Here is a 15,594-nt window from a genome sequence, read left to right as displayed (position 1 = left end):
CGTCCGGAGCGGGGCAGCCGGGGTGGGGTCAGAAGGCCCCGTTCTGCCGCGCGGCTCGCACGTTGGCGTTGTGGTCGTCGAGCGTCTCGGCGAAGCAGGAGGTGCCGTCGGACTGGCACCGCACGAAGTACAGCCACGGGCCGGGCTCGGGCTCCAGCGCCGCGGCGATCGCCTCCCGGCCGGGCGCCGCGATCGGGGTGGGTGGGAGGCCGGCCACCGCGTAGCTGTTGTACGGGCCCGGCCGCGCCCGATCCTCCGCGGTGGTGCGCAGCGCCTGCAGGTCGAGGGGGTAGTTCACCATCGAGTCCAGCTCGAGCCGCCTGCCGGCGCCGAGCCGGTTGTAGATCACCCGCGACACCTTCGGCATGTCCGGGTTGATCGCCTCCTTCTCCACGAGCGAGGCGATCGTCAGAACGTCGTACGGGCTGGTGCCGATGCTCTGCGCACCCGCGACCAGGCCGGCGGCCTCGAGCCGCTCCCCGGACGTGGCGAGCAGGCCGCGCAGCACGTCGACGGCGGACTCGCCGGGCGGCACGTCGTAGCGGCCGGGCACGAGCAGGCCTTCGAGCCTGCGCCGCGGCTCCGCGGCGGCGACGCCCTCGAGGGCCCACTCCGGCACGCCGAGAGCTGCCGGGTCGGTGTCGGTCATGGCGGCGCGCAGCTCGTCCGCCGAGACACACCGCTCCTGCCCGTCCAGGCGGGCGCAGGTGGCCTTCGAGATGAGGCTCAGCACCCCCGGTGCGACCGTGCCGTCGGGTGCCCGCGTGTCGTCGAGCTGCACGCCGCCTCGGATGTCGAGCTCGCCGACACGGGATTCCGGGTCCAGCATCATCGCCACGGCCGCTGCACCCGACATCTGCCGGCGCATCTGGTAGAAGCCCGGCTGCACGGCGCGGATGCGTTCCTCGTCCTCGGCCGCGCGGGTGAACGACTCCGGGGCCGCCACCACACCGTTCTCCGCGAGGACGGCGCCGATCTGCCTGGTCGAGTCGCCGTCCTCCACCTCGATCACGACATCGCCGGTGCCGGAACCCTCGAAGTCGGGCACGGCGAACCAGGTGACGAACGAGTAGACGCCGCCCGCCGCGACACCGCCGAGCAGGAGCACCGCGAGCAGGAGCACCGTGGCGCGCTTGCGCTTCTTCCGGGGGTTCTTCCCGGGCACACGATCGGGTTCCGCGACCGGGGAGGCGGCCGGTTCCTCGCGGCGGTCCACCGCCTGCTCGGGATCGGGGCGCGGGTCGGGCGGCGGCGGCAGGTCACGCCGCCCGCTCTGCGGCCGCGCCGCGCCCTCGGACGGACCGAGCCGCTGGGTGGACTCGGGCGGAACCGGCCGCTGGGCGGACTCCGGCGGACCGGGCCGCCGGGCACCACCGGGCATCCGGGGGCCCGCGACGGGCACCGGCACGGTGGGCGCGCTCGTCTCCGGGAGCGGGCCGGGACGGAGCACGGGACCCGAACCGTTCCGCTGGATCGGCGGCCTGCCCTGCTGCCGGGGCGGCGGGACCGGGTGAGAACCGGTTCGCTCGCCGGCACCCGGGGGTCGGGGCGGCCGTCGGTGGTCCCATCCGTCCGGGTTCACGACACCGGAGAGTAGCCATCGGGTGAACGCCGCCGCATCGGCGGGTCATCCGGATGAGGCCGCAGGCCCCGGGGCGGGCCGGATCAGCCGCGGTGCGCGTCCAGCCAGCCCTGCAGGATCGCGACGGCCGCGGCCTGGTCCACCACGGCCCGCTGCTTGCGGCCCTTCACGCCGCGCTCCCGCAGTTGCTGGGTGGCGACGACGGTGGTGAGCCGCTCGTCGGACAGCTCGACGGGCACGTCGAGCACGCCGGCGAGCGCGTCGGCGAAGGCGCGGGCGGCCTCCGCGGCAGGGCCTTCGCGGCCCGTGAGCGTGCGTGGCAGCCCGACGACGACACCGACCGCCTCGTGCTCCGCCACCAGCGCGGCGATCGCCCGCAGGTCGGAGCCGCCGGCTGCGTCGCGGGGGACCGTGACGAGCGGGGTGGCGAGCACGCCGCCCGGATCGCAGATCGCGACCCCGACCCGGACGGCGCCGACGTCGATCCCCAGGTACCGCCCCCGGTTCACCCGCGCAGCGCGGAACGCAGCGCGGTGACCGCCTCCGGGATGCCGGCGGGGTTCGTCCCGCCGCCCTGGGCGAGGTCGGGCTTGCCACCGCCGCGCCCGCCGACGGCCGGGGCGAACGCCGGGATGAGCTTCCCGGCGGCGATGCCCCGGTCGCGGGCCGCGGCCGTGGTGGCGACGACGAACGACACCTTCTCGCCGTCGGCGGAGAACAGGGCCACGACGCCGGGTCGCGCACCCAGCCGGCCGCGGACGTCGGAGGCGAGCGCGCGCAGGTCGTTGCCGCCGACCCCCTCCGGAGCGGCGACCGCGACGAGCGCGACCCCGTCGACGTCCTCGGCGCCCTCGGCGAGCGCGCCGGCCGAGGCGAGCACCGCGTCGGCGCGGACCTTCTCCAGCTCCCGTTCGGCCTGCCGAAGCCGCTCCACGATCCCGCCGATGCGCTCGGGCAGCTCCTCGGGCCGGGCCTTGAACTGCTCGGCCAGCTGGGAGACCAGCACGTGCTCCTTGGCCAGGAACCGGAACGCGTCGAGCCCGACCAGGGCCTCCACGCGCCGCACGCCGGAGCCGATCGAGGCCTCCGACAGCAGCTTCACGAGACCGAGCTGGCCGGAGCGGTGCACGTGCGTGCCGCCGCACAGCTCGCGGGAGTAGTCGCCGATCTCGACGATGCGCACCTTGTCGCCGTACTTCTCGCCGAAGAGCGCGAGCGCCCCCAGCTTGCGGGCCTCGTCCTGGGAGGTCACGAACCAGCGGACCTCCTCGTCGTTCTGCAGGACGGCGTTGACCTCGTCCTCGACGTCGGTCAGCACGGACGTCGGCACGGCCCCGCCGGGAGAGGTGAAGTCGAACCGCAGCCGGCCGGGGGCGTTGAGCGAACCCGCCTGGGCGGCGGCGTCACCGAGGTGCTTGCGCATCCCCGCGTGCACGAGGTGGGTGGCCGAGTGCGACCGCGACACCGCGGCCCGCCTGCCGGTGTCGACCTCGGCCTGGACGGTGGCGTCCACCTGGGCCTCACCGGCGGTCACGGTGCCGCGGTGCACGACCAGCCCGGCCACCGGCGACTGGACGTCCTCGACGTCGACGGTGAACCCGTCCCCGCGGATCCAGCCGGTGTCGGCGAGCTGCCCGCCGCCCTCGGCGTAGAACGGGGTGCGGTCGAGCACGACCTCCACCTTGGTGCCCGTGCCCGCGGCGGGCACGCCCACGCCGTCGACGACGAGACCGACCACGCGTCCCTCGGCGACGAGGTCGGTGTAGCCGAGGAACTCGCTGCCGCCGGCGGCGTCGAGCACGGAACGGTAGACCGAGGCGTCGCCGTGGCCCACCTTGTGCTTTGCGGCGTCGGCCTTGGCGCGGGCCCGCTGCTCCTCCATCAACGTGCGGAAGCCCTGCTCGTCGACGGTGAGCCCGGCTTCGGAGGCCATCTCGAGCGTGAGGTCGATCGGGAAGCCGTACGTGTCGTGCAGCTGGAACGCCTTGTCCCCGGCCAGCCGGCTCCCGCCGGCCTGCTTCGTGGCCGCCACGGCGGTGTCGAAGATCCGCGAGCCCGCGGTGAGCGTGGCGAGGAAGGCCTCCTCCTCGGCCCGCACGACCGCCGAGATCCGCTCGAAGTCGGTGACCAGCTCGGGGTAGGACGGAGCCATCGCGTCCCGCACCACCTCGGCGAACGGGCCGAGCACGGGCTCGTGCACGCCCAGCAGCCGGGCCGAGCGCACGATGCGGCGCAGCAGCCTGCGCAGCACGTAGCCGCGGCCCTCGTTGGACGGCGTGACGCCGTCCCCGATGATCAGGACGCCGGAGCGGGCGTGGTCGGCGATCACCCGGAACCGGACGTCGTCGGTGTGGTCGGCGCCGTAGCGGCGTCCGGAGAACTCCTCGGCCCGGGCGATCACCGGCCGCACGAGGTCGGTCTCGTAGACGTTGTCGACGCCCTGCAGCAGGTAGGCCACCCGCTCGATGCCCATGCCGGTGTCGATGTTCTTCTTCGGCAGGCTGCCGATCGGCGGGTGCCCCTTCTTCGGGGAGAGCTCACCGCGCTCGTCCTGCATGAAGACGAGGTTCCAGATCTCGAGGTAGCGGTCCTCGTCGGCGACGGGACCACCCTCGCGGCCGTGCTCCGGCCCGCGGTCGAAGTAGATCTCCGAGCACGGGCCGCCCGGGCCTGGCACGCCCATGTCCCAGTAGTTGTCGTCGCCGCCGCGGCGCTGGATCCGCTCCTCGGGCAGCCCGGCGATGCGCCGCCACAGCGCGATCGCCTCGTCGTCGTCCTGGTAGACGGTGACCCAGATGCGTTCCGGGTCGAAGCCGTAGCCGCCCGCGTCCTGGCTGCCGGTGACCAGGTTCCAGGCGTGCTCGATCGCGCCTTCCTTGAAGTAGTCGCCGAAGGAGAAGTTCCCGGCCATCTGGAAGAACGTGTTGTGACGGGTGGTCTTGCCGACCTCGTCGATGTCGCCGGTGCGCACGCACTTCTGGATTGAGGTGGCCCGCGGGTACGGCGGCGGGACCTGCCCGAGGAAGTACGGCTTGAACTGCACCATGCCCGCGTTGACGAAGAGCAGGTTCGGGTCGTCGAGGATCAGCGAGGCGCTGGGCACACGGGTGTGGCCGGCGTTGACGAAGTGTTCGGTGAACCGACGGGTGATCTCGTGGGTCTGCACGGTTGGCTTCCAAGGGTCGAACGGGAGGCAGGCGTCCTCAAGGCGGCGCGGCCCAGTCTCCCGCAGCGAACGGGACACGGAACGGCAGGGGGACGCGCGCGGTGGAACGAAGCGCGGTCAGGCCCCTGCCCTGCGCGCTCGCGCGCGGGGAGCAGGCCGGTACGCAGGCGCAGGCTCGGGGTCGGCGAACGCGTCGCTCAGCGCCGGGATCGGTGTTCCGGTGCGGCGCTCCACGAGGTCGGCGAGCTCCCGCTCCCGCTCGGTCATCCCGGCGCGCACCTCGGCGCCGAACGCACCCAGCCCGGCGCCCAGCTCGCGCAGGCCGTCGGCGAGGTTGGCCCCCACCCCGGCCGGAGTGAGCGCGTGGGCCGCCTCGGATGCCCGCCGGGTGGCGTAGACCCCCACGGCGAGCCCCAACCCCAGCCAGAAGAGCCGCTTCATCGCACGCCCTCGCTGCGCTCGGGCGACGCTTCGCGGCCGCGCTGTGACATCGGTGAGCTCGCGAGCCCGCTCACGTCCGCCGCCCCCTCCGCCGCCGGGAGTGGGCACCGGCGTCCTGCGCGGCGCGGCGGGCCTTGATCGCCTTGTTCAGGCCGTAGCTGAACGCCGCGGCCCGCACCAGCGGGCCGCCGAGGGTGGCGGTGAACAGCGAGGTCAGCACCGAGACGTTGCTCGACACCGTGCGCGCGCTCGAGGTGATCCCGTCGACCCGCTCCAGCTGTGTGTTCACCTGGTGCAACGTGGTCTGCGCGTCACGCAGGATCGGGTCGCCGCCCTCGTGCGCCTTGCGGATGGCGATGGTGGCCTCGTCGAGCGTGCGGCCGAGCTTCAGCAGCGGGACGGCCAGCAGCAGAACGAGGACCACGAAGGCCCCCGCGGCGATGAGCGCCGCGATCTGGCCAGCCGACACGAAGCCTCCCCGGATCCCGCGCGGCGCAACCGGATCGCCGCTCTTGATCTCCTCAGGTTACTCCCCGCCCGCATCCCGTCACCGTCAGGGCTCGCCGGTGAACGGGTCGGTGACCCGGCCTTTCTACTCGTCGTCGTCGTGCTCGTCCCCGGCATCGACCCCTGCCGCCACGAGCTTGCGGCGCAGCCGGTTGAGCGCCCGGTGCTGGGTGACCCGGACCGCGCCCGGCGTGGACCCGACCGCGTGCGCGGTCTCCTCGGCCGAGAGCCCCACGGCGATGCGCAGCACGAGCACCTCGCGCTGGCGCGGCGTGAGCAGGTGCAGCAACGCCCCGAGCCGCTCGGTGAGCTCGACCTGGAGCAGGTGGAACTCGGGACCGTCGTGGACGAGCGGGGTGTCGGGGATGTCGGCGACGGGCTCGGACCGGTTGCGGCCGATGGCCCGGAACGCGTCGGTGACCTTGTGCGCGGCGATCCCGTAGACGAACGCGCGGAACGACAGCCCGCGCAGCGTGTAGCCCGGCAGCGCGTTGACGACCGCGAGGCAGACCTCCTGCGCGACGTCGTCGGCGGAGCCCATCAGGGTCTCCTGCCTGCCCAGGCGGGCCCGGCAGTACCGCAGCACGAGCGGGTGGATCTCGGCGAGCAGTCGCTCACGCGCGCGGGGCTCGCCGGCCACGGCAGCCCGCAGCAGGCTCTCCAGGAGCGGCGGCTCCGCCTCGGCAGCGGCGCGCCCGAGCGCCGGGACGACGGCGTCCGGCAGGGGCGGCGCCATCTGCCCGACGACCTGCCCGAGGACCTGGCCGGCAACCTGATCGGCGGTCCGGTCGGTCTCCTCGACGGTGGAGATCACGTCGGGGGTCACCGCCGCGAGCGCGTTCATCGTGCGACTGCCGTGACGAGCAGGGTGGTGCCGGACGCTGCCCCGTGGCGCCGGCGGAAATGATGGGACAACAGATCGGACGCGTACATCGGGTTCCCCTCCCCTGCGCCGGCGGTGCCATCGCCGGCGGCTGCGCGCCCTCCGGACGACCGGGCGGCGCGTACTGCGATCGTGCTGAGTCATGCTCGGTGTTACTGCAGAGCGTCAGTGCCGATCCATGCTGTGGAGGAGCGCCCGGACCCTTCGCTGATACCTGCGCTCGTCCCCCGACTGCAGGCGTCCGTTCCGGTTCCCCTCCGGCGCCCGATCCCCGCCGTGCCCTGCGGTGATCGAGGTCGTTCGACTTTCAAGCACGGAGTTTGGGTCCAACCCAAGTTGGAGTCAAGAGCAATTCGAGCCGAAAGCGGTTACGCTGCGCTCAATGGCAGCTTCCGCCCCCGCTGACTCGGAGGATCCGCGCGCCCGCGCCGCACGGACGAAGCGGGACCGCACGCGACGGGCGCTGTTGGATGCTGCGGACGCGACGTTCGGCAGCCGTGGATGGGCCGACACGCGCATGGAGGACGTCGCGGCCGCGGCCGGGGTCAGCGCGGCCACGGCCTACAACCACTTCCCGTCCAAGCAGGTCCTCGTGGGCTCCGTCTACGGCCCGCTCGTGCGCCCGCTGCTGTCCGAGGCCGAGCACGACATCGCCATCGGCCGCCCCGTCGTGGACGCGCTGAACGACCAGATCAGGGCCCTGGCCCGCATCAGCCAGCGGTACCGCAAGCTCACCGCGGCCTTCTGGTCGGCCGTCGAGGAGTACACGATCAAGGTGAGCGGCCCGCCGGACCCGGACGACGAGGACGACCCGCGCACGCTCGCGCCGGTGCCGACACCGCTGCGGACGCTGATCGAACACGGCCAGCGCACGGGCGAGCTGCGCCCGTTCCCGAGTGCGCTCGACGCCAGCGGGATGGTCGTCAACCTGCTGCTGCTGCGCAGCATCAACCGCCCGGACGAGCCCGACGACGTCACCGCGGAGCTGCTACTCACCGTGCTGTTCGGGATGCTCCGCCCCGAGCTGCTGGCGGACGCGGGCACCGAAGGGCGGCCGTTCCGCCGAACGGGCTGAGCCGCGCGAGGCGCCCCACCGGGCGTCGGTCGACGGGCCGGTTCAGGCGCGGTTGCGCTTGCGGCCGGTGACCTGGTTGTAGACGACGAGCACGAGCACAGCGCCGATGATCGACCCGATCCACCCGGTGGGCTCGAACCCGCGCAGGCCGCCGGTCAGCAGCCCGAAGATCAGCCCGCCGACCACCGACCCGACGCAGCCCAGGATGATCGTGCGCAGGATGCCGATGTCGTCCTTCCCCGGCACGATCGCGCGGGCGATGAAGCCCGCGATCAACCCGAACACGATCCAGCCCAGAATCGTGAAGACGATCATCCCGGTGCTCCCCTCGGCCGATGGCGCCGCCGAGAGTACTCCAGGAAGATCACTGGCCGGTGAGCTCGGTCAACGACCGGGCCAGCGCGTCGACCGCGAAGCCGATCTCGTCCTCGGTGACGACGAGCGGTGGGGAGAAGCGGACGGTCGAGCCGTGGGTGTCCTTCACGAGCACGCCGCGCCGGGCGAGGGCCTCGCTCACGGCTCGTCCGCTGCCGAGACGCGGGTCGACGTCGACGCCTGCCCACAGGCCCGCGGCGCGTACCGCGACGACGCCGTGGCCGACGAGGTCGGCCAGCCGGGCCTGGAGCACCGCACCCGACCGCCGCGCTGCGGCGAGCGCGCCGTGCGGTCCGCCGTCGGCGAGCAGGCCCAGCACCGCGCGGCCGACCGCGCAGGCGAGCGGGTTGCCGCCGAAGGTGCTGCCGTGCTGGCCGGGCCGGAGCACGCCGAGCACCTCGTCGTCCGCGACCACGGCCGAGAGCGGCAGGATCCCGCCGCCGAGCGCCTTGCCCAGCAGGTACACGTCCGCGTCGGTTCCCGCGCCGCGCGTCGCGAGCACGTGACCGGTGCGGCCGAGCCCGGACTGCACCTCGTCGGCGACGAACAGCACGCGCGCGGCGTCGCAGAGCGCGCGGACGCCGGCCAGGTAGCCCTCCGGTGGCACGATCACGCCCGCCTCGCCCTGCACGGGCTCGAGCAGCACGGCCACGGTGTCCGGGGTGACGGCGGCGGCGAGCGCGTCCAGGTCGCCGTAGGGCACGACGTCGAACCCGGGGGTGAACGGGCCGAACCCGCCGCGGGCGTCCGGGTCGGTGGAGAAGCCGACGATGCTGATGGTGCGGCCGTGGAAACCCCCGGCGGCCACGATGATCCGGGCCCGGTCCTCCCGCACGCCCTTGACCTCGTACCCCCACTTGCGCGCGACCTTGAGCCCGCTCTCGACGGCCTCGGCGCCCGTGTTCATCGGGAGGACCCGCTGCTTCCCGACGAGCGCCGCGAGCTCGGCGCAGAACGGGCCGAGCTGGTCGTTGCCGAACGCGCGGCTGGTGAGCGTGAGGCGGTCGAGCTGGCGGTGCGCCGCCGCGACGAGCCCGGGGTGGCGGTGGCCGAAGTTGAGGGCGGAGTAGCCGGCGAGGCAGTCGAGGTAGTGGCGGCCCTCGACGTCGGTGACCCATGCGCCGCTGCCCTCGGCCAGCACGACGGGCAGGGGGTGGTAGTTGTGCGCCGAGTGCTCGCGGACGAGCTCCTCGTGGGCCGCCGTCGCCGACTGCGTGAGCGTCATGAGCGCACCTCCAGCGTGCAGCACTTCGGTCCGCCGCCCCCGTTGAGCAGCTCGGACAGGTCGACGGGCACAGGCGTGTAGCCACGCTCGCGGAGTGCCGCGGCCAGGCCGGTGGCCTGCGCGGGGAGCACGACGTGGCGGCCGTCGCTCACGGCGTTGAGGCCGAGCACGGCGGCGTCGGCCGGGCCTGCGACGATCCCCTCCGGGAACCGGGCCCGCAGCACCTCCTGCGACGCCGGTGTGAAGGCCGCGGGCAGCCAGGCGATGTGCGCGTCGTCGAGCACGGCCACCGCCGTGTCGAGGTGGTAGAAGCACGGGTCCACGAGCTCGAGCGGCACGACTTCGCGGCCGAACACGGCGGCCGCCTCGGCGTGGGCGCGCGGGTCCGTGCGGAACCCGTGCCCGGCCAGCACGACGTCGCCGACCACCAACAGGTCGCCCTCGCCCTCGTTCACGAACTCCGGTTCCACGACCGGGAAGCCCGCCGCGGCGAACCAGTCGCGATGCGCGGCCGCCTCCGCCTGCCGCTGGGGGTGGCGGAACCGCGCGCCGAGCACCGTCCCGTCGACGACGGTGGCGCCGTTCGCGGCGTAGACCATGTCGGGCAGGCCGGGGACGGGGTCGATCAGGTCGACGCGATGGCCCAGGTCCAGGTACGCCTGCCGCAGCGCCTCCCACTGGGCGAGTGCCCGCTCGCGGTCGACGGGCCGACCGGGCCGCATCCACGGGTTGATGGCGTAGCGGACCTCGAAGTGCTCGGGCCGGCACATCAGGTAGTGCCGGGGGCGGGCGACGGGCTCGGCGGCCGCAACCGGCCGGGGCAGGACGCTGGTCACGTTGATCACGGTAGGAAGGGTCCGGCCGCCCGACAATCGCGAAGTCCTGCCATCTCACGCAACATCGCTGCGTGTTCGCCCCGGTTCGCGCTCGATTCGAGCGCAGTACTCCGAGAGAGGGATCAGGGCAGCTCGGCCGGCAACCCGAACGCCGTGACCTGCTCGCGGCCGAGGAACGAGGTGACCCCCGCGATCCGGTCACCGCTCAGGGTGAGGACGTTGATCGCCCACGCCACGTGCGCCCCGGCCGCGTCGTCCCACAGGTAGCAGGCCACGGCGGGCTGGCCGTTGGCCGACGTCGGCAGGTGCCGCCACGCCCCGCAGGAGCCCATCGGGACCTGCACCGCCCAGTCGGTGACGGCGGGCAGGCCCCGGTACCAGTGCGGGAGCGGCGGCATCGTCCAGGTGACGTCCTCGGTGAGCAACGCGACCAGGCCGTCGGTGTCGCGGCGCTCCAACGCTCCGGAGAACCCGTTGACGATCTCGCGCAGCCGCGCGTCGTCCAGCTCCCGCAGCGTCTGCTGCTGGGTGCGGGGCGGCACCTTCTGGGCGACGACCGCACGGGCGCGCTGGATGGCGCTGTTCACCGACGCCCGCGAGGTGCGCATCATCTCCGCGATCTCCGCGGCGGAGAAGCCGAGCACCTCGAACAGCAGCAGCGCCGCGCGCTGGTTGCCCGGCAGGTGCTGGCACGCGGCCACGAAGGCCAGCTCGACGGCCTCGCGCTGCTCGACGCGCGCGTCGGCGAGCATCGCGTCCGGGTACGGCTCGAGCCAGGCGACGTCGCCACGCGGTGCGGAGTCGACCACGGCGTGATCGCTCGCCGGCCCGAGGTCCACCGGCGTCGCCCGGCGGCCGCGGCGCCGCGCCGCGTCCAGGCAGGCGTGGGTCACCACCGAGTACAGCCACGAACGCAACGAACTGCGGGCCTCGAAGCCCGGGAGCGCCTTCCACGCCCGCACCAGGCCGTCCTGCAGGGCGTCCTCGGCGTCGTGGACGGAGCCGAGCATCCGGTAGCAGTGGGCGTGCAGCTCCCGCCGCAGCGGCGCGACGATCCGGCTGAACGCGGCGTCGTCCCCTCCGCGAGCACGAACCAGATCCGGATCCTCGACGGCGGTCGACCCGCTCTGCTCGCTCACGCCACCAATTCTGGCTCCTCACATCATCACCGCGGAGGGCGCGTGGACGCTACCGGCCCTCGAGCCGGTAGCGGCGGGCGCCGTCCTCGCGCACCGTGCCGTCCCAGCGGTAGCGCAGCAGGGTGAACGTCGCCCGGGCCGCCTCGTCGGCGACGGGGTCGTCCTGAGACGGCGCGTCGACCTCCGGCAGCGCCAGCACCCCCGAGGTCGCGATCGGATCGTCGTTCGGCACGCGGAACTGCCTGCCGTCTTCGGCCCCACCGATGAGGACGACCAGGACGCTCACGGCTCGAGCCTTCCACGCCCGGCCTGCGATCAGTGCGGCGGCGGGGTGGACGAGCGCCGCAGCAGCGGCGACAGCACCAGCACCGACTTCGTCCTCGCCACGAACGGCTGGGCGCCGATCTGCTCGAGCACCTTCTCGAAGTGGCGCATGTCGGTGGCGAGGATCCGCAGCACGGCGTCGGCGTCGCCGGAGACGGTGCTGGCGTCGACGACCTCGGGGAACCGGTCCACCGCCGCCCGGATCACCCCGGGTGCCGTGCTGTTGCGGCAGTACAGCTCCACGTAGCCCTCCACGGTCCAGCCCAGTGCGCCCGGGTCGAGGCGCACCGTGAACCCGGTGATCGCACCGTCGGCCCGCAGCCGGTCGACCCGCCGCTTGACCGCGGACGCGGACAGGCCCACCCGCTGCCCCACCTCGGCGTAGCTGCGGCGGGCGTCCTCGACCAGCAGCGCGATGATGTCCTCGTCCAGACGGTCCAGCTGCACGCGCCCATCGTGCCCCCGCGGCATCGGCGGCGAAGCGGCAGGATGTGCCGCATGTACCGGGTGGATTCCGAGGTGGGCGTCCTGCGGCAGGTGATCCTGCACCGGCCCGGCATGGAGCTGAAGCGCCTCACGCCGGGCAACAAGGACCGGCTGCTCTTCGACGACGTGCTGTGGGTGGCCCGGGCGCAGGAGGAGCACGACCGGTTCGCCGCGCTCCTGCGGGAGCGGGGCGTGGACGTGTACCTGTTCGGGGAGCTGCTGCGCACCACGCTGGAGATCCCGGAGGCGCGCAAGTACGTGCTCGACCGGATCTTCGACGACCGGGTGTACGGGCCACTGGCCATCGACGCGCTGCGCAACTGCTTCGACGCGATGGATCCCGGCACGCTGACCGATCACCTCGTCGGCGGGATCACCAAGCGGGAGGTGCTCGACCGGATCCCGGAGCCGCGCTCCATCGCCTTCCACGTGCTCGACGCCGACGACTTCGTGCTCGAGCCGCTGCCCAACCACCTCTACACCCGTGACACGTCGGCGTGGCTCTACGGCGGCGTCGCGATCAACAGCATGCGCAAGAAGGCCCGGATGCGCGAGACCGTGCACTACGAGGCGGTCTACCGCTGGCACCCGCTCTTCGCGGACGCGGACTACGCGGTCTGGTCGGCGGGCGCGGTCAACGGGCCCGCCACCACCGAGGGCGGCGACATGCTCGTGCTCGGCGGTGGCGCGGTGCTGATCGGCCTGTCCGAGCGCACCACCCCGCAGGGCGTGGAACGGCTGGCGCGGCAGCTCTTCGCCGGGGGCGACGTGGACCGGATCGTCGCGCTGCGGATGCCGCAGGCCCGCGCGTTCATGCACCTCGACACGGTCCTGACGATGGTCGACCCGGAGACGTTCACCCAGTACGCCGGGCTCGGGATGCTGCCCGCGTACACCATCCGGCCCGGCGACACCGAGAAGGAGCTGGACCTGGTCGACCACCCGCCCGAGGACATGCACCGCGCGATCGCGAATGCACTCGACCTCCCGGCGATCCGGGTGCTCACCCCGGTGCAGGACGTGCACTCCGCGGAACGCGAGCAGTGGGACGACGGGTGCAACACCCTCGCCGTCGCGCCCGGGGTGGTGGTGACCTACGAGCGCACCGTCACCACCAACCGCTTCCTGCGCCGCAACGGCATCGAGGTGCTCGACATCCCGGGCGGCGAGCTCGGTCGCGGCCGCGGCGGGCCGCGGTGCATGAGCTGCCCGGTGCTGCGCGACCCCTAACGGGTGATCATCGGCCACCCGACGGCACCACGGATCCGCGGAAACGCCACGAACGCGCGCCGCGACGAGCAAGATCCGGAGCGTGATGTTCTGGGCTGCAGCCGCCACCGTCGCGATGCTCGTGGGCGCACCGGCAGCGCCGGGTCTGCCGCCGGTGCCGGACGTGCCGGTGCTGCCGGTGCTGCCGGCGGTGCCGGTCTCGGCCGCCCAGGACGACCGGATCGGGCGCATCGCCCTGTCCGCCGACGGCAACCAGCACGACGAGGACGACTGGGCGTCGTCCGCCATGACGCTGGCGATACTGGCCAGCGCCGGGCTGCAGCAGAACGTCGTGAACTACATCTACAACAACCACATCTGGGACTCCGACGCCGAGCACCGCCGGAACATGACCGAGAGCGTCCTGGGGGCGGGCGAGCGGTTCGGCTTCGACACCTCCCGCTTCTACGACGGCGCCGACCCCGCCGGGCTCGCCGCGGGCGTCGCGGCGCTGACCGCCGAGATCAACGCCTCCACGCCGGGCGACGAGCTCACCATCGTCCTCGCCGGGCCGATGGAGACCACGTGGATGGCCCTCGACGCGGCTGATCCCACGGCCCGCAAGCACGTGAAGTGCGTCTCGCACGGCGACGGCAGCTTCAACCAGACGCACGGGCAGAAGGACCACGGCGGCCACTCCTACGACGACGTGATCGAGCTGGGCTGCCAGCGCGTCCAGATCCCGGACCAGAACGGCAACCTCGGCCCCACCAAGCTGTCCGACTGGGGATACCTGCGAGACCTCGGCCCCGAGATGGACTGGTTGCACTCCCGGCTCGAGCTGGCCGAGAAGGGCGATGTGTCCGACGCGGGCATGGCCTACTTCGTGATCACCGGCGAGAAGCGGGTCTCCCGATCGGAGCTGCGGAAGTTCCTCACCACACCGCGCCGCACCTGACGCGGACCGGCCAGGATGGCCGGTGTGACGGACCTTCCCGGCGGCGTCCCGCCGCTCGACGGCTCGCTCCACGTCGACCTCACGACGCGCACGCGCTACGCCGGGGACGCCGGACGGATCAGCAGCGGGCCGCCCGCCGCCGTCCTGCGCCCCGGCTCCGCGGCGGACGTCGCCCGCATGGTCCGCTACTGCCGCCGCCACGGCGTCCCCGTGGGCGCCCGCGGACTGGGCAACACCACGGGCGGGCAGTCGCTCGTGCCCGGCGGGGTCGTGATCGACGCCAGTGCCTTGGCCGGCATCCGCACGTTCGGCCCGGGCGGGGCGACGGTCGGTGCGGGGACCACCTGGCTCGAGCTGGCCCGCGCGGCCGCCCGCCACGGCCTCGCGATCCCGGCCGCGACGGGCTACCTCGGCCTCACCGTCGGCGGCACGCTGTCGGTCGGCGGGATCCCCCCGGCCGTCGCCACCGGCGCCCAGGTCGACCACGTCCACGAGCTGGAGGTCGTCACCGGCGACGGCGAGCTGCGCCGCTGCTCGCCGTCGGACGACCGCGACCTGTTCGAGGCCGTGCTCGCCGGGCTCGGCCAGTTCGGGATCATCACGGAGGCCACGGTCGGCCTGGTACCGGCCCCGGCGGTGGTGCGGGGCTGGTCGCTCCCCCACGCCGACCCGGCCGCGTTCTTCGGCGGCCTGCGCGCCCTCGCACGCGGCGGCGAGGCGACCGAGGTCTTCGGGGACTGGTGGCGTCCGGGCGAGGCGGGCGAGGTGCACCACCTGAACGCCTTCGCCTTCGACCCGGCCGACGGCGCGCCCGACCCTCCGCCCGGTGCCGAGGTCCGGGAGGCCGGCTACCTGGAGCACGTCACACGCATCGACGATGCCGTGGCCGAGCTGCGGGAGCTGATCGGCTGGGACGCGCTGCCCAAGCCGTGGCTCACCGTGTGGCTGCCCGACTCGCGGGTGGAGGAGGTCGTCGGCGCGACGCTCGCCGAGCTGACGCCGGCCGACGTGGGCGTGGGCGGCTTCGTGCTGCTCTACACCCACCGCCGGGCAGCGCTCACCCGCCCGTCGCTGCGCCTGCCCGCACCGGACGGCAGCGACCTCGTCCACCTGTTCACCGTGATGACGGCAGGACCGCCGGACGCAGGCCCCGGGTATGGCGCAGCGATGCTGCGCCGCAACCGCCGCATGCTCGACCGCGCCCTCGCCGCGGGCGGCGCGCGCTACCCCATCGGCACAGTGACCAGCCGCCCCGCCGACTGGCACGCCCACTACGGCGAGCGGTGGCCCCATCTCGTCGCGCTGAGGCAGCGCTACGACCCGGCCGGCATCCTGACGCCCGGCCATGGCGTTTTCCTCGGGTGAAAATCACGGCGATGCCGCCGTGG

General features: G+C 73.6%; 16 protein-coding genes. 4 read left to right on the top strand and 12 right to left on the bottom strand.

The genetic code is table 11. From position 1 onward, the window contains the following. Positions 1-28: 28 nt before the first annotated feature. The 6 genes from FHX44_RS34350 to shbA all read right to left on the bottom strand — a co-directional run bounded on the left by FHX44_RS34350 (position 29) and on the right by shbA (position 6,432). Positions 29-1,450, bottom strand: coding sequence for an endolytic transglycosylase MltG (locus FHX44_RS34350; protein ID WP_246170745.1), 1,422 nt, complete (start codon positions 1,448-1,450; stop codon positions 29-31). Between the two features lie 215 nt (positions 1,451-1,665). Next, positions 1,666-2,091 carry a Holliday junction resolvase RuvX gene (gene ruvX / locus FHX44_RS34345; protein WP_147259584.1) on the bottom strand — a complete coding sequence of 142 codons (426 nt, stop codon included), beginning with the start codon at positions 2,089-2,091 and terminating at the stop codon, positions 1,666-1,668. Next, positions 2,088-4,748: an alanine--tRNA ligase gene (gene alaS / locus FHX44_RS34340; RefSeq protein WP_147259583.1), complete on the bottom strand. Its 2,661-nt coding sequence runs from the start codon at positions 4,746-4,748 to the stop codon at positions 2,088-2,090. The genes ruvX and alaS overlap by 4 nt, the downstream gene beginning before the upstream one ends. Positions 4,749-4,865: 117 nt before the next feature. Then, positions 4,866-5,189, bottom strand: a complete 324-nt coding sequence (locus FHX44_RS34335; RefSeq protein WP_147259582.1) for a hypothetical protein — start codon at positions 5,187-5,189, stop codon at positions 4,866-4,868. A gap of 70 nt (positions 5,190-5,259) precedes the next feature. Further along, positions 5,260-5,658, bottom strand: a complete 399-nt coding sequence (locus FHX44_RS34330; RefSeq protein ID WP_147259581.1) for a DUF948 domain-containing protein — start codon at positions 5,656-5,658, stop codon at positions 5,260-5,262. Between the two features lie 123 nt (positions 5,659-5,781). Next, positions 5,782-6,432 (bottom strand): RNA polymerase sigma factor ShbA, encoded by a 651-nt coding sequence (gene shbA / locus FHX44_RS34325; RefSeq protein WP_147261684.1) that lies wholly within the window; start codon positions 6,430-6,432, stop codon positions 5,782-5,784. Positions 6,433-6,961: 529 nt separating this feature from the next. Here shbA and FHX44_RS34320 point away from each other — a divergent pair. After that, entirely contained in the window at positions 6,962-7,654 is a 693-nt protein-coding gene (locus FHX44_RS34320; RefSeq protein WP_147259580.1) for a TetR/AcrR family transcriptional regulator, read from the top strand. Positions 7,655-7,696: 42 nt separating this feature from the next. Here FHX44_RS34320 and FHX44_RS34315 read toward each other — a convergent pair whose 3' ends face one another. The 6 genes from FHX44_RS34315 to FHX44_RS34290 all read right to left on the bottom strand — a co-directional run bounded on the left by FHX44_RS34315 (position 7,697) and on the right by FHX44_RS34290 (position 12,000). Further along, positions 7,697-7,966, bottom strand: coding sequence for a GlsB/YeaQ/YmgE family stress response membrane protein (locus tag FHX44_RS34315; RefSeq protein ID WP_147261683.1), 270 nt, complete (start codon positions 7,964-7,966; stop codon positions 7,697-7,699). A gap of 52 nt (positions 7,967-8,018) precedes the next feature. Further along, positions 8,019-9,254: an ornithine--oxo-acid transaminase gene (gene rocD, locus FHX44_RS34310; protein ID WP_147259579.1), complete on the bottom strand. Its 1,236-nt coding sequence runs from the start codon at positions 9,252-9,254 to the stop codon at positions 8,019-8,021. Beyond that, the gene (gene ddaH / locus FHX44_RS34305) at positions 9,251-10,090 is read right to left on the bottom strand and encodes a dimethylargininase (RefSeq protein WP_342793283.1); all 840 of its coding nucleotides are present in this window, start codon (positions 10,088-10,090) and stop codon (positions 9,251-9,253) included. The genes rocD and ddaH overlap by 4 nt, the downstream gene beginning before the upstream one ends. 122 nt (positions 10,091-10,212) lie before the next feature. Then, on the bottom strand, positions 10,213-11,229 hold the full coding sequence (locus FHX44_RS34300; RefSeq protein WP_147259578.1) for a sigma-70 family RNA polymerase sigma factor: 1,017 nt from the start codon (positions 11,227-11,229) through the stop codon (positions 10,213-10,215). 49 nt (positions 11,230-11,278) lie between these two features. Further along, positions 11,279-11,515 carry a hypothetical protein gene (locus FHX44_RS34295; RefSeq protein ID WP_147259577.1) on the bottom strand — a complete coding sequence of 79 codons (237 nt, stop codon included), beginning with the start codon at positions 11,513-11,515 and terminating at the stop codon, positions 11,279-11,281. A gap of 29 nt (positions 11,516-11,544) precedes the next feature. Then, a complete protein-coding gene (locus tag FHX44_RS34290; RefSeq protein ID WP_147259576.1) occupies positions 11,545-12,000 on the bottom strand; it encodes an Lrp/AsnC family transcriptional regulator in 456 nt (151 codons plus the stop codon). A 51-nt stretch (positions 12,001-12,051) separates the two neighbouring features. On the opposite strand from FHX44_RS34290, the gene FHX44_RS34285 reads away from it, so the two are divergent. The 3 genes from FHX44_RS34285 to FHX44_RS34275 all read left to right on the top strand — a co-directional run bounded on the left by FHX44_RS34285 (position 12,052) and on the right by FHX44_RS34275 (position 15,571). Further along, positions 12,052-13,269, top strand: a complete 1,218-nt coding sequence (locus tag FHX44_RS34285) for an arginine deiminase (protein WP_147259575.1) — start codon at positions 12,052-12,054, stop codon at positions 13,267-13,269. An 82-nt stretch (positions 13,270-13,351) separates the two neighbouring features. Further along, positions 13,352-14,206: a hypothetical protein gene (locus tag FHX44_RS34280; protein ID WP_147259574.1), complete on the top strand. Its 855-nt coding sequence runs from the start codon at positions 13,352-13,354 to the stop codon at positions 14,204-14,206. A gap of 24 nt (positions 14,207-14,230) precedes the next feature. Further along, complete coding sequence (locus FHX44_RS34275) at positions 14,231-15,571, top strand: FAD-binding protein (RefSeq protein WP_170309155.1); 1,341 nt, start codon at positions 14,231-14,233, stop codon at positions 15,569-15,571. Positions 15,572-15,594: the final 23 nt, after the last annotated feature.

Origin of the sequence: Pseudonocardia hierapolitana (assembly GCF_007994075.1) — a bacterium.
GTDB lineage: Bacteria > Actinomycetota > Actinomycetes > Mycobacteriales > Pseudonocardiaceae > Pseudonocardia > Pseudonocardia hierapolitana.
This window is presented reverse-complemented; position numbering and strand designations above follow the sequence as displayed.

Coding starts and splice junctions, on each gene's coding strand:
- FHX44_RS34335 (WP_147259582.1), bottom strand. CDS start 5,189: ATGAAGCGGCTCTTCTGGCTGGGGTTGGGGCTCGCCGTGGGGGTCTAC.
- FHX44_RS34285 (WP_147259575.1), top strand. CDS start 12,052: ATGTACCGGGTGGATTCCGAGGTGGGCGTCCTGCGGCAGGTGATCCTG.
- FHX44_RS34320 (WP_147259580.1), top strand. CDS start 6,962: ATGGCAGCTTCCGCCCCCGCTGACTCGGAGGATCCGCGCGCCCGCGCC.
- rocD (WP_147259579.1), bottom strand. CDS start 9,254: ATGACGCTCACGCAGTCGGCGACGGCGGCCCACGAGGAGCTCGTCCGC.
- shbA (WP_147261684.1), bottom strand. CDS start 6,432: ATGGCGCCGCCCCTGCCGGACGCCGTCGTCCCGGCGCTCGGGCGCGCC.